Origin of the sequence: Carboxydothermus islandicus, from assembly GCF_001950325.1 — a bacterium.
Classification (GTDB): domain Bacteria; phylum Bacillota; class Z-2901; order Carboxydothermales; family Carboxydothermaceae; genus Carboxydothermus; species Carboxydothermus islandicus.
This window is the reverse complement of the sequence record NZ_BDJL01000132.1, coordinates 187,759-212,951: the sequence shown is the minus strand read 5'-3', so window position 1 is coordinate 212,951 and position 25,193 is coordinate 187,759. Positions and strand designations below refer to the sequence as shown.

Below are 25,193 nucleotides of genomic sequence, written 5' to 3'. Positions count from 1 at the left end.
CCCCCAATTTACTTTTGGCTGTGCCAAGCCAAGAGTTTTGTAATAACTTCTTTTTGCTGCTCTCGAGAAACCACAGCATCAATAAAACCGTGCTGTTCCAAAAATTCCGCCCGCTGAAAACCTTCGGGTAGTTTTTGCCGGATCGTTTGCTCAATAACCCGTGGTCCGGCAAATCCTATTAAAGCTCCCGGTTCAGCCAATATTATATCCCCCAAGGCGGCAAAACTTGCCGAAACACCACCTGTAGTAGGATCGGTCATAACCACCAAATAAAAAATTTTTTCTGCACTTAAACGATTTACCAGTTGAACCGTTTTAGCCATCTGCATTAAAGAAAAAATTCCCTCCTGCATCCGGGCTCCTCCGGATGCAGTAAAGACTACAAGCGGCAGCTTTTTCTCCAGAGCTTTTTCCATTGCTAAGCATATTTTTTCCCCTACCGCCGTGCCCATACTGGCCATAATAAAATTCGGGTCCATAACTGCTAAAACTACTTCTCTACCATTAATTTTACCCAATCCGGTAACTACCGCTTCTTTTAAGCCGGTTTTTTCCCGGGCTTCCGCTAATTTTTCTTCATATCCCGGAAAATTTAAAGGATTGCCCCCACTAATTTCCCCGCCAAATTCTACAAAACTACTTTCATCGCATAAGAGTTTAATTCTTTCCCAGGCGCTAATTTTAAAATGATACCCGCATTTTGAACAAACTTTAAAATTTTTCTCCAATTCCTTGTTAAAAATAATTTCCCCACACCGGGGACATTTCTGCCACAACCCATCGGGAATCTCTTTACTTTTAGTTTCCGGCTTTACAGTTACATACTTCGATTTGCGAAAAAAGTCAAACATGGCAAAACTCCTTTACATTTCATTTAAAATTTCCATCGCTTCTTCCACTTCTGCTTCCGGTACCATAACTTCGTATGTAGAATTATCTCCTTCGATACCTATTGGTTTAATCTTCACCAAAAATCCTTCTTTTACTAAAGCTTCCTGAACCCTTAAAGCTTCTTTTTTATTAGGCGCAATATAAACCACAGTCCACATAACAATTCCCTCCGGCTAGCTACTCGTTTTTTATCACACCGTGCTTGGTATAAATTTCTGCTCTTCCTCTAATTTTAATAGCTGAAGTATGCTCGGTAAACTGGGCCACCATAACTTCGCCCTTATCTAATTTTTCTGTATGGTGAAATTTGGTATCTTTTCCGCGGGTCAAGCCCATAATCGTTACCCCATTTTCTAAAGCTTTCACCACAATATATTCGGCATTTATTGCCGAGTTTAACGTAAAATTATCACACACCACCAATCACTCTCCTTCTTGAAAAATTGATTGTTGCAGTAAGCAATTTTTTATACTTTCGGTTTTGCCGTAAACAATTAATCTATCCCCAGCTTCCAATACTTCATTTCCCCGGGGAGAATGAATAAAACTATTACCCCTCTCAATGGCCATTATAAATATTCCTTTGTCCCTTATTTTACTCCCGGCTATGCTTTGTCCAACCAATGGTGCGTCCGGATGGAGAATTATTTCCGCCACCCCATAATCATCCGAAAGCTTTAAAACCTCCCAAAAAGTGTGGTGATGAAGGAAAGATTTTTTTATTTGCTTTTCTAAACTTCTCTCAAAAATACTTAATAAATAGCGGTTAGAAAATAGTAAAAATCCTCCCACAAAAATTGACCCGGCAATTAATACCTGATGAGTTGTAATCTTTTTCGTCCAGGAACCAAACACCGAACCAACCACCGTAGCCATCCCAAGGTAGCTTATCACCATTAAAACGGAAATCACCTTGCGTCGTACGGGATGCTGAGTAATTAATTCCGCTTCCCGGGTGGTAAAGCCAACGGAAGTTAAGGCCGATAAAGCCTGAAAACGAGCTTTACCAATTTCCATTCCCGTTGATTTTAAAATTATTGCGGCAATTTCCATAATCAAAATCAATAAATAAAAGGTTAAAACTAAAATGATGAGGCTCATACTACCACTCCGCTTTTAGCTTACAATAGGGGCAAAGTACTGTCAAGAAACGGTTTTTATCTTAACGTTTTCATCCCCCAAAAGCTTTTTAATCTCCCAGAGGACAAGACTTTTTAAATCAATCCAGTGTTCCTGAGAAAGCTTTATAAGTTTCTTCCCTCCCGGATAAAGGTAAACCGGTGCTGGTCCCGGGTACTTTCGTAAAATCCCCTGAACCATGGGAATATTTCCGGGAGAAACTTTTAAATAAACTTCTAAGGCATTATTCATATCTACCTCGTGAACTCTTTCGACAATCATCTTTAAAACTTCCTCATCTTCTTCAACGGTACCGTAAAACCATAAGATATTTTCCTCCTGCAGCAGGTCGCGGTAGGTTAACCAGCAGTCAGGGAAAATTACAGCTTCAACGGTCTGGTTCAATCCTTCCAGCAGGGCAAAAGCCATAGGCTCTCCTTTGCGGGTTACAGTCCTTTTTATCTCAGCCAAAATAGCCGGATAGTATATTTTTTCTTTGTTTTCCTTCAGGTTACAATGCTTTTGGATAAAGCTCCTGAGGCCAGCCAGAGGATGACCGGTTAAATACAGCCCCAGGCTCTCTTTTTCCATCCGCAGCAACTCCAATTTTGAAAATTCCTCTTCAAAACGCAGACTGAAGCGGTCGGCCTCCGGTAAAAAATCTCCAAGGGTTAACTGGACGCCACTTGATTTCTTACTGTAAAATTCTAAAGCTTCATCCAGATTATTTAATAGGGTTTTACGATTAACGCCAAAACTTGCAAAAGCCCCAGCTTTAATTAAACTTTCAATTACCCGTTTATTAACCGTTTTTTTGTCTATTCTATGTAAGAAATCATTAAAATCACGAAAAAGGCCTTTTTGGCGTTCTTCAATGATTTTTGCCGCCGCAGCCTCACCAACATTTTTTACAGCGGCTAAACCAAAGCGAATTTCCTGCCCCGAAATGGTAAAGTCGACTTCACTCAAGTTTATATCGGGTGGTAAAACCTTTATACCTCTTCTCTGGCAATCTTCCGCATATACCGTTACTTTATCAAGATTATCTTTGACACTGATTAACAAAGCAGCCAAAAAGGGAACCGGAAAATTTGCCTTTAACCAGGCAGTATAGTAAGCCACAAAAGCATAAGCCGCACTATGGGACTTATTAAAACCGTAACCGGCAAAATATTCAATAAGATTGAAAATTTCCTCAGCCTTTTCCCGGGGATAGCCCCGGGCCACAGACCGCTCAATAAAATCGTTTTTTAAAGCAGCAATAATTTCAGGCTTCTTCTTACCCATAGCCCGGCGGAGTAAATCCGCCTCCCCGAGGGAAAACCCGGCCAGCACACTGGCAATTAACATCACCTGTTCTTGATAAACTATAACCCCGTAAGTTTCTCTTAAGATCGGCTCCAGGTCTGGATGAGGATACTCCACCGGTACCCTTCCGTGACGACGATTTATAAAATCCTCCACCATTCCGCTGCCCAGCGGTCCTGGCCGGTATAACGCCACTAAGGCAATTAAATCCTCGATACTGGTTGGTTTAAGCTCTTTAAGGATTTGCCTCATCCCCTGACTTTCTAACTGGAAAACCCCAACGGTGTCACCTTCACCTAAAAGTTGATAAGTTTTTTCATCATCCAAGGGGATGTCCTTTAAATTAATCACCTTTCCCGTTTGCTTTTTAATGAAATCCAAAGCTTTTTCAATCACCGTTAACGTTCTTAAGCCCAGCAGGTCAATTTTTAAAAGACCTAATTCCTCAACCGTATCTTTTTCAAACTGGGTGGTAACCACCCCTTCAGAAGTTTTAAATAGCGGTATATGCTTATCAATTTCTTCCGGCGCAATTACCAAACCCGCCGCATGAACCGAGGCATGTCTTGGCATACCTTCAATTTGCCTGGCTAAGTCCAATAACTCCCGGACTTTGGGGTTGTTTTGATATAAAGTTTTAAGTTCCGGAGTGGTTTCAATAGCCTCCTCTAAGGTTATCCCCAGGACGTTGGGAATAAGTTTGGCTATCTTATCTACTTCACCGTACGGCCAATCCAGGGCTCTTCCTACATCCCTAACTGCAGCTTTGGCAGCCATCGTTCCAAAGGTAATGATTTGTGCTACCCGGTCTTCTCCGTACTTTTGGTACAGGTAGTCAATTACCTCCTGCCTCCGTTCAAAACAAAAATCCACATCAATATCCGGCATACTAACTCTTTCCGGATTTAAAAAACGCTCAAACAAGAGGCCATATTTAAGCGGATCAATATCGGTGATTTCAAGGGTATAGGCCACCAAGCTCCCCGCGGCAGAACCCCTTCCCGGTCCCACCATAATTCCTTTTTCCCTGGCATAACGGATAAAATCCCAAACAATCAAAAAATATCCAGAAAATCCCATTTGCTCAATAATCTTTAACTCATGCAACAAGCGTGTTTTTATTTCTTCCCCCGGGTTTTGGTACCTTTTGTAAAGTCCCTGAAAACAAAGCTCTTTTAAGTATTCTGCAGGAGTTTTCCCCTCAGGCACCGGAAAATCAGGCAACAGGTATCGCCCAAACTCGAACTCTAAATTGCATTGTTCGGCTATATTTAAGGTGTTTTTTAAAGCATCTGGCAGCTCGCCAAAAATAAGCTCCATCTCATAGGGGGTTTTTAAATAAAACTCCTCCGTGGGAAATTTCATCCTCCCGGGGTCGTTAATCGACTTTCCCGTTTGGATTGCTAAAAGCACATCATGAGTTTTAGCATGTTCTTTTAAAATATAATGGACGTCATTGGTTGCTACCAGCGGAATATTTAATTGTTTGGAAAGAGCAATTAATTCCCGATTCACCACTTTTTGTTCGGTTATGCCGTGGTACTGAAGCTCTAAATAAAAATTTTCCTTTCCAAAAATATCGCGGTAGATGCCCGCAACTTCCCGCGCCTTTTCCCTTTGCCCGGATAAAATCAACTCCGGAATCTCTCCGGCCAAGCACGAAGATAAGGCAATTAAACCCTGGCTATTTTCCGCTAAAAGCTGTTTATCCACCCGCGGTTTATAATAATAGCCTTCCGTATACGAACGCGAAACAAGGCGTAAAAGATTTTGATAACCGGTGCGGTCTTTGGCAAGTAAAACCAGGTGCGTTAATTGGTCATCGATTTTAGGAGTTTTGTCAAAACGAGTCCGGGGTGCCACGTAGACCTCAACGCCAAGAATAGGCTTTAGGCCCAGGGCTTTGGCCTCTTTATAAAATTCGATGACCCCAAACAAGTTTCCGTGATCGGTCAACGCCAGGGCAGGCATTTTAAATTCCACTGCCCTTCCTACCAAATCTTTAATTTTCCCTGCTCCATCCAGTAAACTGTAACAACTATGGGTATGCAAATGTACAAAACTCATCTTGCTCCTCCTATAATAAACCAAAAGACACCTCCGACGGGTGCCTTATTTTTCAATTAAACGGACCTCAATTAAAGCTTTGGCATTTGTACTGTTTTGCAGATAAAAATCGATTTCTAATTTAGCATTCCGTTTTTCGAAATACAACAAATTTCCTCGAACCATTAAAGTTTCCCCGTAAGGAATTGGGTTTAATAAAGACAGGGTAAAGTTATTAACCAATACCGCTGCTTTCACTTTTTTTCGTAACACTAAATTAGCATAAAAAATTGCCAGGGATAATAAAACGGTGGAACTTAACATTCCCAACTCGTTGATTAAAAAATCATTAATTTTTCCCTGAAGAAAAATACCCTTTTCATCTTCCCCTACATTAAAATTCTTAAGAATTAAATCTTCTAATGTTGCGCTATAATGGGGATGCCTTTCCAAGCGCTGCAGGGCTTCAATTATATCTTGCCGGCTAACAATACCTAATAACTTAAAAGATTCATCCACCACCGGCACTAAATCAATCCGTTCCCATGTCATTATTCTCGCCACATGCCCAATGGGAGTATCCGGGCCAGCAGAAATGACATCTTTTGACATTAAGTTTTCAACCAATTCCTCGTCCATAGCCCCTGCTACATCAGTAGCGGTTATAATGCCACAAACCCGGTTTTCTCCATCCACTACAGGAAAGCGACTATGTCCAGTAGTTAAAACCAATTGCCGCCAATCGCTCACCTTTTGTTCCGGAAATAGGGTGAAAACTTTTTTTACCATAATATCTTGGGCCGTAATAACTTCTTTTTCTTTTAAACGTTCATACAAGGCCTGGTGCAAAAGCGACGTTACCGTAAAAGTGTCGTACGGTGATGATAAGATTGCTAAATTATTTTTTCTTGCCAATTCTAATAGTTCCGTATTTACCTGAAAACCCCCGGTAATCAGCAAGTGGGCACCGCTTTGTAAAGCTTTTAACTGGGCATCTTCCCGGTTGCCGACGATAAATAAGCAACCCTCTACCAAAAATCTCTCGATGGCTTCAACCGCCATTGCTCCAATTAAAAAATTTGCAAATCGATGATTTAGTAAATTCTCCCCTACAAGCAAGCGTGACTCCGTTATCTTAATTATTTCTTTCAAGGTTAAATCTTTTAATTCTTTTTTCTCCTGGTCATTTATGCGAATAGTCCCTACTTTAGGAACAGTTTTTACCAGTCCTTCAGCTTCAGCTTCTTTAATGGCCCTGTAAGCGGTACCTTCACTAACCTTTAATTCTTTAGCCAGCAATCTTACCGAAACTTTGCTCCCGGGAGGTAAATTACGAATATAAGCCAATAATTTTGCATGTTTGGTATTACTCATTTAATCCACCCTAACTTTTTTGCTGACAATTTCCGCATACGCCGTAAAATTCTAAACGATGATTTTTTACAGAAAACCCCGTCTTTTCTTCCACTTCTTTTTCAATCTTCTCCAAGATGGGCATATCAACATCGTAAACCCTGCCGCAATTTTCACAGACAAAATGGTAATGAGGCACCGGATTTCCGTCAAAACGGCTGTAAGAACTGCCGTAATTCAGCTCCAAAATTTCCCCGGACTGGGTTAATTGTCTCAAATTCCGGTAAACGGTACCAAGGCTTATATCGGGAATTATTCTTCGAGCCTGTTCGTAAACCCAATCGGCAGTTGGATGAGTTTTGGTATTTTTTAAGATGTCCATAATAACTTTCTTTTGTCGGGTCATTCTTGTGGTTGCTGCCATTGGTTTCACCCCAAAAAAGTTATAATAATAGTTCTTATTTACTATTATAAACCATTTAAAATTTTTTCATAGTAGTTTAAATAGTTTAGTACTTGTTTTTCTTTACTAAAACGTTCTTTGGCTCTAATTCGCCCCCATCTTCCAAAATCCCTTTTAAGCCCAGGCTCCTTAAGTAATTTTACCACCGCCTCTGCCGCCTTTTCGCGATCCAAATAATCCACCAGGTAACCGGTCTTCCCATCGACCACTACCTCCGGCAAACCTCCAACCCGGTAAGCAACCACCGGAACTTCCATAGCCATCGCTTCTAAAGCCACCAGGCCAAAACTCTCAGTTTCGGAAGTAATTAAAAGAACATCGGAAATACTTAACACGTCAATGACTTTAGGCATCTTCCCTAAAAACTTCACTTTATTCGCAAGCTTTTTCTTCTGCACTTCATCAAGAACCCTGCCGGTATCCGGTCCTTCACCTACGTACACTAAAACAGTATCAATCTCGGTTTGCACTACAGAAAAAATTTCTAAAACATCCAAAGCCCGTTTTACCGGCCGAAAATTGGAAATATGAGTGATCACTTTTTGCTTTTCCGAAACTCCCAGTTTTTCTTTTAAGCTTTCTTCCTTTTTCGGCTGATATTCGTCCAGATCAACAAAATTGTAGATAACCTCGATGGTCTCGGGACTTACGGCAAAAATATCACAGGTTACATTTTTCAAGTATTCTGAAACCGCCGTAACTCCGTCGGATTTTAGAATGGACCAGCGGGTTACATCAAAAAGTTCTCGCCGCTGGCCGACTAAGGTAACATCAGTACCGTGGATGGTAGTTATAACTTTGATATCTTTACCTTCGCTGCTTAAAATTTCCTTAGCCGTCAAGGCTGCTACCGTATGGGGGATAGCATAGTGGGTATGAATTAAGTCTATCTGGTAAGTCCGCACAACTTCAATAATTTTTCCAGCCAGGGGCAAATAGTATAAAGGAAACTTAAAGAGCGGATAATCGACCGGCTCTACCTCGTGGTAATAAACCCCGGGAAGAATTCCTTCCAAACGAAAAGGGCGTTCAAAACAGATAAAATGAACTTCAACCCCTTTTTGTCCTAACGCCTTGCCCAGTTCTGCAGCTACAACTCCACTTCCTCCATAGCCGGGATAACACACAATGCCGATTTTCACAGGATCACCTACTTAATTAATGCCAGAGGATGTTCTAACTCCAGCAATTCCTGTAAGACAAAACCTTCTCCGTACCTTTTTCCTATTTGCGCACCAAAAAAGAGGTCCCGGCTTTCTATCCTGCCTAAAAACTGTCCTTCATTTAAAAATGTTTGACTGAATTCCGGACGGTGCGCAAACTGCGAAACATGGGCTAAAATAGCCCTTTTTTTAATGGCATAATAATCCGTTACATCCACTACAAAGCTTGGGGTAGCTGGAATCGTTAAAAAATATCTTAAATACTTCTCCGGTCTTTTAATTGGCTTTATTTCTGGTAACACTTTGCTTAGTCCTGCACTAAAAAAACCTTCTTTAACTAAGCTTCCAGCCCTTTCGTGATCCGGATGCCTATCCACCCAGTAGGGGGCAGCAATTACCTTCGGCTGGGCTTTGCGTAAAATCTCGACTACTTTTTCGATATTTTCCGGCGTTAAATTAATACCCCGATCGGGAATTTTTAAATTTATCCGAAAGCTTGCTCCTAAAATCTCCATTGCCTTATACGCTTCATCCTGTCTTTGCTCGGTAGTACCGTTGGAAGCCATTTCACCCAGGGTTAAATCCACCAGTCCCACCTTATAACCAAGCCGGGTTAACTTGGCGATCGTTCCACCAATGCCGCACTCAATATCATCGGGATGGGCTCCAAAAGCTAAAAAATCAACCTTCTCCATTTATTTTGCCTCCTTAACTCAAAATTTTACTGAATACAGCCTGCAAATGTTCAACGCTGTTTGTCTCAATCATGGAAACTTCCTGGGCCAATTTTTTAAGTAAAGTATCTTCCTGCCATTTTTTGGCGGGTACCGGATTTAAAAATTTTACATCCCGGTATTGTGAGCAAATTTTCTTAAGCTCCCCTAAAGTTTCAGCAAACTGCACCGTTTTTCCGTCGGAAAAGATTAAAAGCGTCCGGCGCAAACTTCTTCTGGTTTTGGCAATATTCAGGTAACTTTTTAAGGCTTGATTGAGATTTGTACCCCGTCCCCACTGCTGGCTATCTTCGATTAACCGCTTTAAATCCAGAAGAGACTTGTTATAATTTTTAAGCGGTAACGCTTCTAAATCTTCGGCAAAAAGGTAAAGTTCAATTTTTTTTAAGCTTCGGGCCACAGCAAATAAAAACGAAAGGGCAAATTTAGCGTAAATCGCCATCGATGCCGAGACATCAACTAAAAGGGTAATTTGGGGCTTATTTTTTTTCTTTTCCCGGTATTTTAACCTAAATAACACTCCCCCGTGGGATAAATTGGCGCGAATGGTTTTTCTTAAATTTAAATACTTTTTCCTTCTGGTTTCTTTCAAGCGTCTTGAAGCTCTGGCATTTAATCTTCCAGCATAACGTTTAATTAATTTTTCCACCCTTTCGTAATCCCGTTCGCTTAAATCCTTTAAATTGGCAGTAAAAAGGTCTTTTCTCCGACCACCCACTCCCGCCTCCGGTAAAACCATCCGTTCTTGATAATATTTTAAGACTCCCCTTATGGTTTTTTCTAATAATGGAAAGCTATCTACAATTTGATTGGGGTAAAATTGCTTAATTTTTTCGTAAAGTTTTTGTAAAACTTCCGGCGGAAGACTATTTAAAACTTCCTTTTCCCTGGTACTAAATTCAATTTCCCGGTAAATACCGGCCTGTTTCAAAGCTTGATTAACCCTGTGAGCTTTATCCACTCTTTTTACCCCTGGGTGGGGAACTGGTCTTAAAAAATCATCGGTAAAGTAAAAATCAAAAATTTCACTAAAACTATCTTTAAGACCGCTACTTTTGAGTAATGTTGCCTGAAAAACCGCTTTTAACTCGCTCTTATTTTGGGGATTTACCATTGCAAGAGCTTTTAACAAATCTTCAATTTCCCCGGTGGAAATGGAAAAGCCCTGCATCCTTAATAAATCCACAAAAAACAGGACATTTTTTAACATTTTACTCCCTCGTTTAAGTATTTTCAGTTATATATTGGAGCAGGCGATTTGCCCCACCTTTTTCATAAAACGTTTCAATATCCTCTTTATTTTTTAAAACAAACCCAATGGTATTTTCAATAAACTCTTTCGTTAAACGCTCCTCCCCCAACAAAGCAAGAGTTTTGGCCCAATCCAAAGTTTCGGAAATGGCAGGAGGTTTATAAAGATCCAACTCCCGGCGGAGAAAATGAACGGCAGTGGCTACTTTTTCTGCTAACTCTTTACAGATTCCGCTGACTTTCTTAAGAATTATCTTAGTTTCCAATTCTACCTCAGGAAAATCAATATACAAATAAACGGCCCGTCTTTTTAGACCATCGGATAGTTCGCGACTTCCGTTGCTCGTTAGCACCACCAGAGGAGTCTCCCTGGCTTTAATAGTTCCAAGCTCCGGTATTGTTACCTGAAAATCCGAAAGAAGTTCAAACAAAAAGGCCTCAAACTCTTCATCCACTTTATCAATTTCATCGATTAATAGCACAGGCTTTTTTTGCGCCCGAAGAGCTTTTAATAAAGGTCTTTCTAAAAGGTACTCTTCGGAAAAAACAAAAGTCTTATCGTCGTTATTTTTGCTGCTTTGAATGGCAATTAACTGTTTATGATAGTTCCATTCGTACAAAGCTTTAGCCTCATCCAAGCCTTCATAACACTGAAGGCGAATTAACTCTGTATTTAAAACTTTAGCCAGCACCTTTGCCAGCTCCGTTTTACCAACTCCGGGAGGCCCTTCAACTAAAATTGGTTTATTTAGCTTTAATGCCAAAAAAACCGGTATGGCCGTTTCCGCCGAGGTTAAATATCCCGCATCCTCCATTTTTTGGATAAGCTCTTTGTAACCTTCCAAGTAATTCTCCCCCTAACTTCCCCATTTTCCCTTAATTATAACATAAAAAAAGCTGCAGGAACTGCAGCTTAAAAACCTATTGTTTTAAGCGGGGATCCAGAGCATCCCTTAAACCATCGCCTAACAGATTAAAGCCCAAAACGGTTAACATAATTGCTAATCCCGGAAAAAAAGCAACCCATGGAGCTTTCACTAAAAGTTCCCGGGCATCTACCAGCATCGCACCCCACTCGGGGGTTGGGGGTTGAGCCCCAAGCCCCAAAAAGCTAAGCCCGGCGGCATCCAGGATTGCAGTACCAATATTCATTGTACCCTGAACAATTATTGGCGCCATAGAGTTGGGTAAAATATGGCGAAACAATATGGTAAAATCATTGGCCCCAACCGCCCGGGCTGCTTCCACAAACTCCATTTCTTTTAAACTTAACACCGTAGACCGTACTACCCGGGCAAAACTTGGCACCATCACAATTCCCACCGCAATCATTGCATTATTTAAACTGGGCCCCAATACCGAAGTTATGGCTATAGCCAGAAGAATGCTGGGAAAAGCTAAAATAATATCCACAATCCTCATAAGAATAGAATCAAGAAAACCACCATAATAACCGGCAGTTAAACCCATTAGCGTTCCAACGATTAACGCCAGACCTACAGAAATCACGCCAATTTCTACCGAAATTCGTGCTCCAAAAATTATACGGCTTAAAATATCCCGGCCTAACTTATCGGTGCCAAGCAAATGCTCCGAAGAAGGGGCTTTTAACCTATTTTGTAAACTTCCATCTTTAATCGGGTCATAGGGAGCAAGCACGGGAGCAAAAATTGCAGTAAATGATAAAAGTAAGACAATAATTAATCCTACCACCGCTGCTTTATTCTTTAATAGGCGTTTTATCCAGTCTTTTTCCCAAAATTTACCCATCGCTATCCTCCTGCTACTGATACCGAATTCGGGGATCTATTACCGTATACAAAATATCAACAATTAAATTAATTAAAACAAAAATTAGGGCAATAATTGTAATACTTCCCTGAACTACGGGAAAATCCCTGGCCATAATAGCTTGATAAATATAGCGCCCAACTCCAGGCCAGGAAAACACCGTTTCGGTCATGACCGCCCCACCTAAAAGGTAACCAAACTGCAAACCGATAACGGTCAAAACCGGTAAAAAAGCATTTTTTAAAGCATGTTTTAAAATTACCATTGCTTCACCAAGACCTTTAGCCCGGGCAGTACGAATATAGTCCTGGCGTAAAACCTCCAGCATCGAACTCCGGGTCATGCGCGCAATAATCGACATTGGTATTGTTCCTAAAGCTAAAGCCGGTAAGATAAGGTGAGCTAAAGCATCTTTAAAAGCCGCCCAGTTGCCTGCCAGTAAAGTATCAATTAAGTATAAATTGGTAACGGTCGGAACCGAATACTCAATGCTTAAACGGGCGGATGGTGGAAGCCAGCCTAAAACCTGGGCAAAAAGGTAGATAAGCATTAAACCCAGCCAAAAAATCGGCATGGAAACCCCCGTTAAAGCTCCGAGCATACTTAAATTGTCAAACCACGAATACTGCTTAACCGCTGCCACAACCCCCGCTGCAATTCCGACGACAGTAGCAATAAACATGGCGGCAAGCGTTAACTCGACCGTTGCCGGAAAAAAAGTTGCCAATTCCTTTAAGACTTTTTCATGGGTTATAATTGAACGCCCCAGGTCACCATGGAGTAAGTTATTTAAAAACTTTAAATACTGCTTATATAAAGGGTCGTTTAAACCCAATTGTTCTCTTAGTTCCGCAGCCCTTTCCGGGGAGGCATGTTCACCAAGAATAACCGTTACCGGATCACCGGGAATAAAGTGAATGAGCATAAAAGTAAGAAAGGTTATCCCAAAGAGTACCGGAATCAGTTGTAATAATCTTCTCACTATATAGTTGACCATAGTATACCTCCATTTTTAAAAGAAGGGGGTCATCTACCCCCTTCTTTTAAACCCTGTTACTCGTCTTTATCAACTTTAAAGAAACATTCACTACCGGTAGGATGAGGTATCCAGTTTTTAACCGATTTTTTGGCTGCTAACGGTGGCGTTGAGTGAACTAAAGGAACCCAAGGAGCATCATTATGAATAATTACTTGAGCTTCCTTATAGTACTCGGCACGCTTGGTTTGGTCACTTTCCTGCTGGGCCTTTATTAACAAATCGTGAACTTTATCATTCTTATAGAAGGCAACGTTGGAAGCAGAACCTTTCTTGGCATTGTCTTTATCCAGCAATACATAGAGGAAGTTATCGGGGTCACCGTTGTCACCGGTCCAGCCCAGGAGATACAATTCATGCTCCCCATTTTGACCTTTCTTTAAGTAAGTAGCCCAGTCATAAGTTACAATTTTTGCTTTAATTCCAACCGCCTCTAAATCTTTTTGAATTGCTTCAGCAATTTGTTTCGGTTGCGGCATATAAGGTCTTGCTACCGGCATGGCCCATAAAGTGGTGGTAAAGCCATTGGGATATCCCGCTTCCGCTAACAGTGCTTTAGCCTTGGCCGGATCATACTCGTAATCTTGAATTTCATCGTTATAACCCCAGAGGGATGGGGGCAAGGGGTTCTTGGCAGGTTTGGCCAGTCCGCCGTAAAAAGCATCCACCAACGCTTTTTTATTAATAGCATGGTTAATTGCCTGTCTAACTTTAACGTTATCAAATGGTTTCTTTTCCGTGTTCATAGCAAGGTACCCAACGTTCATTGAAGGTCGTAACAGTAACTGCAGGTTGGGATCATTTTTAACCGTCTCTACATCATCGGGATTTATGTCAGTTATCGCATCCACATTACCCGACTTTAATTCCATGAGTCGAGCCGAATTGTCAGGAATGGTACGGAAAATAACCTTGGCAAAGTTGGCTTTTCCACCCCAGTACTCATCAAACCGTTCTAAAACTACCCGGTCATCTTTTTTCCATTCAACAAATTTAAATGGACCGGTACCCACCGGATGTTTAAAGTAATCCTGGCCGTATTTTTTAATAGCTTCGGGACTGGAAATAGCAAAGCTGGGCATAGCCAGGTTGGATAAGAAGGGAGCTAAAGGAGTTTTTAAAGTGATTTGAACGGTATATTCATCCACCACCTTAACTTCTTTTATCACTCCCGGGTAACCACCAAACATGTAACCGTAATACTCAAACTCGCCGTGATGGTAAGGATTGTTTTTATCCATCCAGCGGTCAAAATTAAATTTCACCGCTTCCGCATTAAACGGTGTGCCATCGTGGAACTTTACCCCTTTCCGGAGATGAAAAGTCCAGGTAAGCCCGTCCTTAGAAGTTTCCCAGGACTCGGCAAGCCCGGGAATTACTTCGGTATTGTCCTCTTTATATTTCACCAAGGTTTCAAATATTTGCTGGGTTACATAAATTGACTCCCCATCGGTAACGTTTGCTGGATCCAGGCCTACCGGATCACCGGATTTGGCAAAAACAAATACTTTTTCCTTTGTTTCTTTTGTTTCATTTTTAGCCGTATTTCCCCCGCAAGCGGTTAAAGTAAATACAAAAGCTAAGAGAACCAAAAAGGATACTACTTTAATTTTCTTCAAAACTTTTCCCTCCTCCATGTTTTCTAATTTTCTGAAGTATTTACTTAATTTTCTAAAATCTATATCCCCCTTTTCACCTCCCCGCTATATAAATGGCACCTCACAACGTGCCCTTTTTCCACTTCCACAAGGTCCGGCATAACTTCAATACAAATTGGTTTTTTCCCAGAACAGCGGGGGTGAAAACTACAACCCGCTGGAGGATTTATGGGACTTGGAACATCTCCTTCTAAGATTATTTTTTCTTTTTTGGCCCCGGGCTCCGGTACCGGAATCGCCGAAAGTAACGCTTTGGTATACGGATGTTTGGCGTTATTAAAAATTTGCTCCACCGGCCCCAATTCCACTATCTTTCCCAAATACATTACCGCGACCCGCTGGCTAATATGTTTAACAACACTTAAATCGTGAGCAATAAAGATATAAGTTAGTCCGTATTCTTTTTGTAAATCTTCCAAAAGATTGATCACCTGAGCCTGAACGGAAACATCCAAAGCAGAAACCGGTTCATCGCAGACAATTAATTTTGGATTTAAAGCTAAAGCCCGGGCTATGCCAATTCTCTGGCGCTGACCTCCGGAAAACTCATGGGGATAGCGGTCCAAATGCGAACGGCTCAAACCGACCTTCTCAATTAATTCTTCAACCCGTTTTTTAATATTTTCCCTGGTTTTAAATACCCGTAACGGTTCAGCAATAATTTCTTTCACGGTCATCCGCGGGTCCAAAGACGCAAAAGGGTCCTGAAAAATAATCTGCATTTCTCGTCGTTTTTTTCGCATCTCTTTTTGACTTAAAGCTATAATATTCTCTCCTTGAAAGATAACCTCTCCGGAAGTCGGTTCAATTAAGCGCAAAATTGCACGACCGGTGGTTGATTTACCGCATCCCGATTCCCCAACTAATCCCAAAGTTTCCCCTTTATGTAACGTAAAAGATACGTCATCAACAGCTTTTAACCATCTTATCTCCTTAAAAGGACCGAAGCCTTTAACCACCGGAAAATATTTTTTAAGGTTTCTTACTTCAAGAAGCGGCTGCATCATCTAAAACCCCCTGGTACAAATGACAGGCAATTTTGCGGTCCGGTAATTCCCGGAAATCCGGTTTAACTTCACTGCATACCTCTTGTTTAAAACTGCAACGGGGATAAAAAGCACATCCTCTGGGTAAATTCCCCAAATCCGGTGGTGAACCTTCAATTGGAGTTAGACGCTTCTTTTGTTCATTAAGCCTTGGAATGGAGTTTAAAAGCCCAATGGTATACGGGTGCTTGGGGTTGGCAAAAAGAGTTTTGACATCGGCAAATTCTACCGGTCTTCCCGCATACATCACTAACACCCTGTGGCACATTTCAGCCACAACCCCAAGATCATGGGTAATCATTATAATGGATGTCCCGTACTCTTTCTGCAGTTCCTTCATTAAAGCTAAAATCTGAGCCTGAATGGTGACGTCCAGGGCAGTGGTTGGTTCATCGGCAATTAATAGGGCCGGGTTTAAGGCCAGGGCCATGGCAATCATAACCCTTTGGCGCATTCCACCGCTGAACTGATGAGGATAACTTTTAAGGCGTTTTTCGGCTTCCGGAATTCCCACTTTTTTTAAAAGTTCTATAGCTTTTTCCCGGGCATCCTTTTTACTTAACTTTTTATGTACCCGAAATACCTCTAAAAGCTGCTCTTCTATGGTAAAAACGGGATTTAGCGAAGTCATCGGGTCTTGAAATATCATGGATATTTTTTCACCGCGAATTTTACGCATTTCTTTTTCGCTTAACTTTAAAAGATCCTCACCGGCAAAAATAATTTCTCCTCCGACTATTTTTCCGGGAGGTGAAGGAACCAGCCGCATAATGGAAAGGGAAGTAACCGATTTTCCGGAACCTGACTCTCCCACAATTCCCAAAATTTCTCCCCGGTTTAAGGAAAAAGTGACACCATCAACTGCCCGAATTTCTTTTCCTGAGCTGTAAAAATAAGTTTTTAAATCTTTTACTTCCAGAATCTTTTCCATAACCCTCGCTCCGATTTATTTTTTTAATATTATTTCACATTATTAAATAATTTTCTATTTTTTCTCATATTTCTCATTGTATACAAAAAGGGACAGTCCCTTTTTTTATACTTTAAGTATAATTTTAGGGACTGTCCCGAAATTTATATTTGTTTTTGGGGCGGCCAATACGACCGTAATCACACTCGATGCTTACTATACCTTCATTTACCATATAAAGTAAATAACGATGTACCGTTGGGTAGGCAAGGCCCACTCCCTCAGTTATCTCCTCAATTGTCTGCGGTTCCTTTTGCTCTTTAAGGTACTGGACAATTAAATTAAAGGTTTTTTTATTAATTCCCTTGGCTAAAAATCCCTGATCTTTTTTCTCCTGCAAACGATTTATCTCAATCATACGCGCATGTACTTTTAGCCGGGCAATTAAATCCGGTGCCTTAATTGGCTTTAAAGCAAAGTCAGAAGCACCTGCCTCCAAAAATTTATCGGCAATTTGTTGACGTTCGTCCACCGTTAAAACAATTATTGGAACTTCACGGTCAATTTCCCGAATCCTTTCCACCGTATCCAGCCCATCTAACGCCGGCATGTGATAATCCACCAGCACCATATCCGGCTTTTCCCGCACAAACTTTTCAATACCTATTGCTCCGTTTTCCGCTTTAATCGCTTCCCAGCCCATAAAGGTAATAATTTCCCCCACGGTATAACGTATTCCTTCATCATCATCAATTATGAGTACCTTCATTCCATTCCCCCACCGGCAAAAATATTTTTACTGTAGTTCCTTTATTTACTTCCGAGTAAAGCTCAATATAACCGTTGTGGTTTTCTACCACCCTTTTAACAAAGGGCAATCCCAGGCCAGATTTTTTTTCCTTTAAGCTAAATCCCCAGGTCCAAATCTCCTCTTGAATTTCCTGAGGTATCCCGACCCCATTATCGGCAATTTCAAAACAAATGTAATTGCCCTGTTTATATGTTTTTATGGTGACCTTTCCATCAGGTTTATTGGCAGTGGCAGCAAAAGCATTTTCGATAACGTTAATCAGAGACCTGGCAACGCGAATGTGGTTTATCAATAGCTTTTCCTTTTGGTCTAAAAGTTCAAAAAAGATACCCTGTCCGGTGTACTTGGGAAAAACATGGGCGCGCACGTAATTAATTAACTCTTCAACGGTAATAGTCTTCCGAACATCATCGTAAAGGATTTCCGATATCATTTTATTGACATTTTCCACAGCCTGCTCAATTTTTTGAACGTATTCCTGTAACTTCGGAGAATCTACCATTAATCCAATTAATGAACTTAACCCCTGAATCGTCATTAAAGGTGTTTTTAAGTCATGAACTAAACTGTGAAGTTCCTGAAAAACCCTGGCTTCTTGAACCTGGAGCCGGTATCGTTCTACTTCTAATTCATTTTCTTTCTGGCGTGCCATAATTTCCATCTGGGTAGAATATATGGATATTAAAAGCGTAGAAATTAAAGCCGTCAACATAATTATAAAAAACATAATTACTGTTATCCAATTTAACGCCGTATCGGCTTCGTAAAACTGGGCAACCAAGCTTACCTCTTCCGCTGGAGTACCAAAGCTATAAAAAAATTTATTTATAAAAGGAGAATATTTCAACCAGGAAAAAGCCAGTAGAACCTGCAGGACTAAAAAACTTTTGCTCCAAAAAATATTTGCCGGGGTTTTTAAACCGGAAAATAATAAAAACAGAACGCATCCAATTAAAATGCCAAAAACAAAATCGCCTATTTGAAATTTATAGTATAAATAACCATAAAAGGAAATTAAAAGTAAGAAAGCTAAAAAGGTTTTTAATACTGATTTTATCTTAGCCGTTTCAAAAAAATAAAAAATGAAAATTAACGCTCCTAAATCCCGCATTAAATAATATCCAGTACCTATTAATACCGCTTGAAATACTTTTGAGCTCTGTCCTTCCCAAACACTATCTATGATAAAACGGTCGGTTAACCGCGCCATAGTAGTGGCTTCATGGGGTAAAAGAAGGGCAGCAACGATGAAAATTACTAAAAATACTTTTTTTAAAATTTTTTGCTTCATTTTACCACCGTTACCTTAAAATACTATTTAATGGTACTTTTAAATCGCGAAAGCGTAAAACCCGGGTGTAATATCCGTAGTATCCATTCACAAGCTTATCCATTGACCGGTTTCCAACTAAAAGGACGTAATCGCTGGCTAATAGAGCATTGGTAAATAAAGCCCGATCATAGCGGTTTTGGTTAGGGTAATTTCTAAGACAGACCAAGACAATCGGAATTTGAAGCTCCTTAGCTTTAGCAATAAGCCTTTGTTCCCGGGATAGCTCTTCTTGAAATTGTTTATACACCTCCTGCTCGGTGGTAAATTCGGTACCAATAACCAAGACAAGAGTCGCTATGCCTTGTAAATCGTCCACATCGGCCTTCTGGCGAAAAGCGGTAAAGGCATGTAAATCACGAAAATACTCACTCACCAAAAGGCCATCAATACCCTGCCCTATAGTAGTTACCAGTACCGGTTCCCGTCCTATTGGTCTGGGAAGACTGGAAAATCCCCTGGTGCTGCTTAAGCTTTTAAAATGGATGATATTTAAAATAAACCAGGAGGCCAATACCAAAAAAGTTAAGCCCAGCATCAGCCAAAGTCGCATTTTAGCTTTATTCACCATAAAATTCACCTTAAATGAAGTCCGGAAACTGTAATTGCCTCAAGGCTTCGTAAACCACAATGGCAACGGTATTTGCTAAGTTTAACGACCTTATCTGGGGTAACATTGGTATACGAAAGGTAAACTCTTTATTAGCTTCTAAAATCTCCTGCGGCAGACCCTGAGTCTCTTTCCCAAACACCAAAAAATCCCCCGGCATATAGCGTACCTCATGATAATAACGTTTGCCTTTCGTCGAAAGGTAGAAAAAACGACCCTCCGGGTACTTTTCCCTTAGTTCCTGAAAGTTTTCATGGTAAATTACCTTTACTTTGTCCCAGTAATCCAGACCTGCTCTTTTTAAGTACTTATCTTCAGTAGAAAAACCCAGTGGCTTAACCAAATGGAGGGTTGAACCGGTAGCAGCACAGGTGCGAGCAATATTTCCGGTATTATAAGGTATTTCTGGTTCAACTAAGACAACGTTGAACATTTCACTCCTCCTTTTGGCAAAATTCCGGAAAAGGACAGATATTGCAGCTTGGCTTTTGGGCCTTGCATATTCTTCTTCCGAAAAAAATTAAGCGATGGTGTAAATCTATCCAGCTACTTGGGGAAAAAATTTTTTTTAAATCTAAAGAGACACTCTCAGGGGTCTTGGCTTTCGAAAGCCCCAAACGGCGGGCAACCCTGAAAACATGGGTATCCACAGGAAAAGCTGGTTTATTAAACCCCACTCCTATAATAACCTCCGCGGTTTTCGGTCCAACCCCAGGAAGTTTAAGCAGTTCAGCAAAACTATCGGGTACTTGTCCCTGATACTCCCTTTCAAGAATTTCAGCAATTTTAATTAAATTCCTCGCTTTACTCCGGTACAAACCTAAAGAGCGGATTTGCCGGGATAATTCCTCTTCTCCCATGTCTAATAAATCTCTGGGCTCCTTTACAAATAAAAAAAGTTTTTCCGTTACCTTATTAACCTGGCGGTCGGTACTTTGCGCCGATAGCACTACTGCCACCAGTAGTTGAAAAGGATTCTGGAAATTTAACTCCGTTTTGGCCACGGGAAAAAGCTTTTCAAGTTCTGCAGCAATTTTACGTGTTTTTTTCCCGGTCACACTCCACCATTCCTTCATAACATTCATCGCAAATAAATTCCCCGCAGGTTTGACAAAACTTTATGCCGTTAGGAAACAAATCCAAACAATCATAACAATAGGCCGTATCGCAATGTTTACAAACAAGGCCCTCGGTATGGGTAGTTTTACACCGGTCACAAACAATTATTTTCAAAGCCCTCACCCCCGTATCATCTTTATCTTATCAAAAAAAGTAAAAATAAAAAACCACCCCCGCCGGGGTGGCCTTCGCCTTATTCTTTTAAATTTCTTTAATTGCTTCGGTCGGGCAACCTTCTATGCATTCCCGGGTTGCTTCCTCAACATCTTCCGGAACTTCACCTTCAATAGCCTGGGATTTACCTTCATCATTCCAGGAAAATACTTCCGGACAGTTGTCAATGCAAAAACCACAGCTTACACACAAATCCTGGTCGACAGTTACGCGCATTAATTACACCCCTTTCTGCAAATTCAAACATAGTATGTAAAATTTAAGCTTACTTTATTCTACATCAACATCTTTTGAACTTTCAACCTTGACATCCAAATTTTTTCCCTTAAAAATTATAAATAAGTACAGAACGGAGGATTTTTATGGAAATTACCTTGCCTGTCCCTTCAGAATTTATTGGAAAAACTATTTTTCAATTTTTAAAAGAACTGGGCATTAGTAAAAGACAGTTAAGAAAGCTAAAACTTCAAGAAGCAGTATTTCTTAATAATCAGCCAGCCCCCTTAAACTACCAGCTTAAAACCACCGGTAACTTGGTAATTAAACTCCCTCAGGTTAAGCTTTCATCTATTCAAACTCCAGAACTACCTTTACAAGTATTATATGAGGACAATTTTCTCTTAGTAGTAAATAAACCTGCAGGTATTTTGGCCCATCCAGTAAAAAACCACCCGGCTCCTTCCCTGCAGGAGTTAACCTATTCTTATTACTTAAAAAACAATAAAGTTTTTGAAGGTTACTATCCTATTTACCGGCTGGATCGTAATACAACCGGTGCAATGCTAATTGCTAAATTTAGCTTGATAGCCGAATTGCTCAATAAATCCCTCAGAAGCAAAAAAATAAAAAAAAGCTACCTGGCACTGGTTGAAGGACAGATCACCAAAAAAAGCGGTTTAATAAATCTCCCCCTCGGCCTTGCCGAAGGAAGCATTATTAAAAGAAGTATTACCCCCGAAGGTAAGCCCGCCTGCACCAAGTACGAAACGTTAAAACTTTTTACCAGCAATACACTCTTAAAAGTGGAAATTTTAACCGGCAGAACCCATCAAATTCGAGCTCACTTTGCAGGAATTGGTCATCCTTTGGTGGGAGACGATTTATATGGTAGCAAAACAAACATTATGAATCGCCAGGCATTGCATCTTTACTCTCTTTCTTTTCTTCATCCCGTTACTGGAAAAGAAATTAAACTCATTTCTCCCCTGCCCGATGATTTTAAAGAAGCCTTAATTACTTTAAAGAAAGCTTCTGGTGAACAATTTTAAGCTTTTTCCTGATAGGAAGCCCATAGGGACAGCGGGTTTCGCAAAGGCCGCATTCCTGACAGGCATCGGCTTTAACCGCAAGATTCCGGTAGCGGTCAATAGCCCAGCCGGGAAGGCCGTAGCGGTCATAGTAAGCTTCCAACACAAAAATAGTAGGAATACCAATTCCCACCGGGCAGGGCTGACAGTAGCCACACCTTCGACAAAACTCCCGGGTAGCAAAGGAAGCTTTTTCTTTTAAAGCTTCCACTTTGGCGGCTAAATCTACTTCCAAATTAAATATTTCAAGGTTTTGCCGGGCTTCGTTTACTTCCGCCATACCCACTAATATCACATCCACCGCTGAAAAATTTTTTAAATAATAAAGCGCCACATCCGCCGGAAACTCCTGATTTTCCCCAAAAAAGCCCCCAGCTAAAGGCTTCATCGCAATGGTGCCAACCCCTAATTTTTGCGCATGTATAAACGCATCTTCTTTATCGGTTTCCACCAAATTTAACGGCAGCATCATCGTTTCAAAGTCATAAGCAGCTAAAAGCTTCTTTAATAAATCTTTATTATGGGTGGTGACACCAATTGCCCGGATTTTTCCTGCTTGTTTAGCATCATTTAAAGCTTCCAAGGCCCCTCCAGGGGCTAAAACCCTATTCATTTCTTCTTCGCTTTTAATGTTGTGAAGCTGATAAATATCAATATAATCGGTTTGAAGTTCGGACAATGATATATCAATATCCCGGGCCATGTCGGAGTAAGTCCTGGCCATTGATTTTGTTGCCACTACCCAGTCTTTACGATCATGTTTAATTGCCTCGCCAATAAAACTTTCACTTACCGTATACGCCCGGGCAGAATCAATAAAATTAACTCCCCCCTCTTTTAAGACATCCAAAACCGGCCGTACTTCCCGAATATTTTTCCGTTGAATGGGAATACCGCCAAAGCCAAGCCGACTAACTTTTAGCCCACTCTTGCCAAGAACTCTGTATTCCAATGCTTCATCCCCTTTCTCAGTTTACTGGTCTTAAATTTTCCACTTACCCGAACGCCAGATTTTTAAGTAACGCCACGCTCTCCACATGCATCGTTTGCGAAAACATGTCCACCGGAGTTATTTCCACCGGATAATAACCGGCTTCCGCCAGAATCTTTAAATCCCGGGCCTGGGTTGCAGGATTACACGAGACATAAACAATCCGCTCCGGTTTTTGCCTAATTATTTCTAATAGCACCTCTTTTTTCACCCCTTCCCGGGGCGGGTCTAAAATAATTTTATTAAAGCTATACCCTTTTTTTAAAAGCCCGGGAAGTTTTTCTTCCACTTTTCCGGCACAAAATTTTACGTTAGATATGCCGTTTAGTTTAGCATTGGTCCTGGCCACCTCTACAGCATCTTTTACCTCTTCTACTCCCACAGCAATTGCCGCAATTCGGGCAGCCGGTAAGGTCAGGGAACCCACTCCCGAATAACCGTCAAAAACCCTATCGGTTTTATCTAACTCAAGATAATCTAAAGCAATACGGTATATCTTTTCCGCCTGCACCGGATTTATTTGAAAAAAGGAAAGAGGAGTTAGCCTATACCTAATCCCCAATAGTTCTTCGGTAATATACCGGGAACCAAAAGTAACGGTTGTCCCTTTACCAAAGATTTCCCGGGTTTTTTTGGGGTTTTCATGAAAAGTTAGCGACTGGATTTTAGGATTTAAAAGAATTTTCTCGGCAATTTCTTTTACGCTAAAGTTTAATTTTTCTGCTGTTACAATAACCTGGAGTTCTCCAGTTGTCGACGATTGGCGCACAACCAAATGCCGTAGCACTCCACCATCGCTAAAGTAAGCTTTAAGCTTAAAAATATCTAATATTTCAGTAATGTAATAAGCCACCTCAACTAAGCTTTTATCGGCAATCAGACAATCGGTTACAGGAAACCAGTTATTTTTTCGGTCAAAATAGCCAATAGCTAATTTATTTTGGCTACTTCCAAAAGTAAAATGCACTTTTTGACGGTAGCGGTAAAAAGCAAAATTAGGCAGAACGGAGTTGATAGGAGCATCTATCCGGCCTATTTTTTTCATAACATTATAAACTTTTGATTTTTTAAGTTCTAACTGCTGTTCGTAATCAAGGTTTTGTAAACTGCAACCCCCGCAGTAACCAAAATGGGAACACCCGGGAACATCCCGGTAAGGAGAACTATTTAAAATTTCCAGAGCCTCTCCCAGAATAACGCCTCTTTTTTCGCCGGTAACCTTTACTTTAACACGGTCGCCAACGGTGACATCCCCCGAAACAAAGTAAACCCGCTGTTCTTTTTTCCCCACACCCAGTCCTTCTTCGGTAAGGTCAATTATTTCTAAAATTTCTTCCATAACGCCTCCTTAATAAAAAAACATTTTCCCCATTACAAACCAGGTCATGATTCCATTCCAGGTGGCATGCGCCACAAAAGGGCTTAATATCGTGCCGGTCTTTTCGTAAAGATACGCCAGTATTGCTCCCCCTAAAGTCAGCGGTAAAAACCGGTAAGGATCAAAATGCATCGCTCCAAAAAGTAAGGAAGATACTGCTATCCCTCCAACCACACCCATGTATTTTTTTAAGACAGGATAGCTAAAACCGCGAAAGAAAAGCTCTTCGGCAAAAGGGCCGAGAAAAACTCCCAAAAAGACCAGCAGGTTTTTCTCCGTGGGAGTTTTAGCCAGGGTTAAGAGTTTTTCAAAGGTCTGCGGTGGAGGATTAACCTTTAAAATTTTAAAACTAAAAGCTCCCACCACCACCACGATAATTAAAATTAAAAAACCTCCAAACACTCCCCATTTAAAGGCTTTACCCCAATTTTTCACCGTAAGCCCCAGGTCGGCAAGATTACTCCGGTTTTTTTCCACCACCCACAACACCAAAGCCAGCAACAATAGATCCTGAAAAAAAGTTAAAAAGATAACCCTGGCCCCAAAACTTTTAAGGCCGGGAAGAGGAAGAGATCCTAGCAGTAAATTCATCCCATTTACCAAAACTAAAGTTAATACTAATATTAAAACCACATGTTTTAACTTCCAGCGAATTTCCAGCATCAAACCCCTCCTGTTTTTCATCTCTATTTTAGCATTTCCCG

At 40.8% G+C, this 25,193-nt stretch carries 27 protein-coding genes; 1 reads left to right on the top strand and 26 read right to left on the bottom strand.

What is annotated here, in order from left to right; genetic code table 11:
* Nucleotides 1-8: 8 nt before the first annotated feature.
* The 23 genes from accD to ciss_RS11525 form a co-directional block, all read right to left on the bottom strand.
* On the bottom strand, nucleotides 9-851 hold the full coding sequence (accD, locus tag ciss_RS11630; RefSeq protein WP_075866459.1) for an acetyl-CoA carboxylase, carboxyltransferase subunit beta: 843 nt from the start codon (nucleotides 849-851) through the stop codon (nucleotides 9-11).
* Between the two features lie 12 nt (nucleotides 852-863).
* The gene (locus ciss_RS11625; protein WP_075866458.1) at nucleotides 864-1,049 is read right to left on the bottom strand and encodes a DUF2007 domain-containing protein; all 186 of its coding nucleotides are present in this window, start codon (nucleotides 1,047-1,049) and stop codon (nucleotides 864-866) included.
* Nucleotides 1,050-1,068: 19 nt separating this feature from the next.
* Nucleotides 1,069-1,311, bottom strand: a complete 243-nt coding sequence (gene mtrB / locus ciss_RS11620) for a trp RNA-binding attenuation protein MtrB (protein WP_075866457.1) — start codon at nucleotides 1,309-1,311, stop codon at nucleotides 1,069-1,071.
* A gap of 3 nt (nucleotides 1,312-1,314) precedes the next feature.
* Entirely contained in the window at nucleotides 1,315-1,992 is a 678-nt protein-coding gene (locus ciss_RS11615) for a cation:proton antiporter regulatory subunit (protein ID WP_075866456.1), read from the bottom strand.
* Between the two features lie 42 nt (nucleotides 1,993-2,034).
* Complete coding sequence (locus ciss_RS11610; protein ID WP_075866455.1) at nucleotides 2,035-5,385, bottom strand: DNA polymerase III subunit alpha; 3,351 nt, start codon at nucleotides 5,383-5,385, stop codon at nucleotides 2,035-2,037.
* A gap of 45 nt (nucleotides 5,386-5,430) precedes the next feature.
* Nucleotides 5,431-6,738 (bottom strand): CBS domain-containing protein, encoded by a 1,308-nt coding sequence (locus tag ciss_RS11605; protein ID WP_075866454.1) that lies wholly within the window; start codon nucleotides 6,736-6,738, stop codon nucleotides 5,431-5,433.
* Between the two features lie 10 nt (nucleotides 6,739-6,748).
* Complete coding sequence (locus ciss_RS11600; protein ID WP_075866453.1) at nucleotides 6,749-7,141, bottom strand: Fur family transcriptional regulator; 393 nt, start codon at nucleotides 7,139-7,141, stop codon at nucleotides 6,749-6,751.
* Nucleotides 7,142-7,185: 44 nt separating this feature from the next.
* Nucleotides 7,186-8,322, bottom strand: a complete 1,137-nt coding sequence (bshA, locus tag ciss_RS11595) for an N-acetyl-alpha-D-glucosaminyl L-malate synthase BshA (protein WP_075866452.1) — start codon at nucleotides 8,320-8,322, stop codon at nucleotides 7,186-7,188.
* An 8-nt stretch (nucleotides 8,323-8,330) separates the two neighbouring features.
* Nucleotides 8,331-9,038 (bottom strand): bacillithiol biosynthesis deacetylase BshB1, encoded by a 708-nt coding sequence (bshB1, locus tag ciss_RS11590; protein ID WP_075866451.1) that lies wholly within the window; start codon nucleotides 9,036-9,038, stop codon nucleotides 8,331-8,333.
* Between the two features lie 13 nt (nucleotides 9,039-9,051).
* Nucleotides 9,052-10,287, bottom strand: coding sequence for a VWA domain-containing protein (locus tag ciss_RS11585; protein WP_075866450.1), 1,236 nt, complete (start codon nucleotides 10,285-10,287; stop codon nucleotides 9,052-9,054).
* 13 nt (nucleotides 10,288-10,300) lie between these two features.
* Nucleotides 10,301-11,173: an AAA family ATPase gene (locus ciss_RS11580; protein ID WP_075866449.1), complete on the bottom strand. Its 873-nt coding sequence runs from the start codon at nucleotides 11,171-11,173 to the stop codon at nucleotides 10,301-10,303.
* 76 nt (nucleotides 11,174-11,249) lie between these two features.
* Nucleotides 11,250-12,098 (bottom strand): nickel transporter permease, encoded by an 849-nt coding sequence (nikC, locus tag ciss_RS11575; RefSeq protein ID WP_075866448.1) that lies wholly within the window; start codon nucleotides 12,096-12,098, stop codon nucleotides 11,250-11,252.
* A gap of 13 nt (nucleotides 12,099-12,111) precedes the next feature.
* Complete coding sequence (locus tag ciss_RS11570) at nucleotides 12,112-13,116, bottom strand: ABC transporter permease (RefSeq protein WP_075866447.1); 1,005 nt, start codon at nucleotides 13,114-13,116, stop codon at nucleotides 12,112-12,114.
* 56 nt (nucleotides 13,117-13,172) lie between these two features.
* The gene (locus ciss_RS11565; RefSeq protein WP_075866446.1) at nucleotides 13,173-14,774 is read right to left on the bottom strand and encodes an ABC transporter substrate-binding protein; all 1,602 of its coding nucleotides are present in this window, start codon (nucleotides 14,772-14,774) and stop codon (nucleotides 13,173-13,175) included.
* A gap of 59 nt (nucleotides 14,775-14,833) precedes the next feature.
* Nucleotides 14,834-15,820 carry an ABC transporter ATP-binding protein gene (locus tag ciss_RS11560; RefSeq protein WP_075866445.1) on the bottom strand — a complete coding sequence of 329 codons (987 nt, stop codon included), beginning with the start codon at nucleotides 15,818-15,820 and terminating at the stop codon, nucleotides 14,834-14,836.
* Complete coding sequence (locus tag ciss_RS11555; protein ID WP_075866444.1) at nucleotides 15,801-16,790, bottom strand: ABC transporter ATP-binding protein; 990 nt, start codon at nucleotides 16,788-16,790, stop codon at nucleotides 15,801-15,803. The genes ciss_RS11560 and ciss_RS11555 overlap by 20 nt, the downstream gene beginning before the upstream one ends.
* Before the next feature lie 124 nt (nucleotides 16,791-16,914).
* Nucleotides 16,915-17,538, bottom strand: coding sequence for a response regulator (locus ciss_RS11550; protein ID WP_075866443.1), 624 nt, complete (start codon nucleotides 17,536-17,538; stop codon nucleotides 16,915-16,917).
* Complete coding sequence (locus tag ciss_RS11545; protein ID WP_075866442.1) at nucleotides 17,519-18,871, bottom strand: sensor histidine kinase; 1,353 nt, start codon at nucleotides 18,869-18,871, stop codon at nucleotides 17,519-17,521. The genes ciss_RS11550 and ciss_RS11545 overlap by 20 nt, the downstream gene beginning before the upstream one ends.
* Nucleotides 18,872-18,881: 10 nt before the next feature.
* Complete coding sequence (locus ciss_RS11540) at nucleotides 18,882-19,478, bottom strand: DUF6305 family protein (protein WP_075866441.1); 597 nt, start codon at nucleotides 19,476-19,478, stop codon at nucleotides 18,882-18,884.
* Between the two features lie 13 nt (nucleotides 19,479-19,491).
* Complete coding sequence (trmL, locus tag ciss_RS11535; protein ID WP_075866440.1) at nucleotides 19,492-19,953, bottom strand: tRNA (uridine(34)/cytosine(34)/5-carboxymethylaminomethyluridine(34)-2'-O)-methyltransferase TrmL; 462 nt, start codon at nucleotides 19,951-19,953, stop codon at nucleotides 19,492-19,494.
* 1 nt (nucleotide 19,954) lies between these two features.
* Complete coding sequence (gene nth / locus ciss_RS11530) at nucleotides 19,955-20,605, bottom strand: endonuclease III (RefSeq protein ID WP_235837301.1); 651 nt, start codon at nucleotides 20,603-20,605, stop codon at nucleotides 19,955-19,957.
* Nucleotides 20,556-20,753 (bottom strand): hypothetical protein, encoded by a 198-nt coding sequence (locus ciss_RS13050; protein ID WP_077177584.1) that lies wholly within the window; start codon nucleotides 20,751-20,753, stop codon nucleotides 20,556-20,558. Before ciss_RS13050 ends, nth begins: the two co-directional genes overlap by 50 nt.
* A gap of 87 nt (nucleotides 20,754-20,840) precedes the next feature.
* Complete coding sequence (locus tag ciss_RS11525; protein WP_075866439.1) at nucleotides 20,841-21,029, bottom strand: ferredoxin; 189 nt, start codon at nucleotides 21,027-21,029, stop codon at nucleotides 20,841-20,843.
* A 146-nt stretch (nucleotides 21,030-21,175) separates the two neighbouring features.
* Here ciss_RS11525 and ciss_RS11520 point away from each other — a divergent pair, with 146 nt between their 5' ends.
* Nucleotides 21,176-22,081 carry an RluA family pseudouridine synthase gene (locus ciss_RS11520; RefSeq protein ID WP_075866438.1) on the top strand — a complete coding sequence of 302 codons (906 nt, stop codon included), beginning with the start codon at nucleotides 21,176-21,178 and terminating at the stop codon, nucleotides 22,079-22,081.
* Here the strand turns inward: ciss_RS11520 and ciss_RS11515 are convergent.
* From ciss_RS11515 to ciss_RS11505, 3 genes are read right to left on the bottom strand one after another with little or no spacing between them, the layout of a single operon-like run.
* Nucleotides 22,047-23,072: an aldo/keto reductase gene (locus ciss_RS11515; RefSeq protein ID WP_075866437.1), complete on the bottom strand. Its 1,026-nt coding sequence runs from the start codon at nucleotides 23,070-23,072 to the stop codon at nucleotides 22,047-22,049. The genes ciss_RS11520 and ciss_RS11515 overlap by 35 nt on opposite strands.
* Nucleotides 23,073-23,115: 43 nt before the next feature.
* Complete coding sequence (gene rlmD, locus ciss_RS11510; RefSeq protein WP_075866436.1) at nucleotides 23,116-24,450, bottom strand: 23S rRNA (uracil(1939)-C(5))-methyltransferase RlmD; 1,335 nt, start codon at nucleotides 24,448-24,450, stop codon at nucleotides 23,116-23,118.
* A gap of 9 nt (nucleotides 24,451-24,459) precedes the next feature.
* Nucleotides 24,460-25,152: a CPBP family intramembrane glutamic endopeptidase gene (locus ciss_RS11505; RefSeq protein WP_075866435.1), complete on the bottom strand. Its 693-nt coding sequence runs from the start codon at nucleotides 25,150-25,152 to the stop codon at nucleotides 24,460-24,462.
* Between the last annotated feature and the right edge of the window lie 41 nt (nucleotides 25,153-25,193).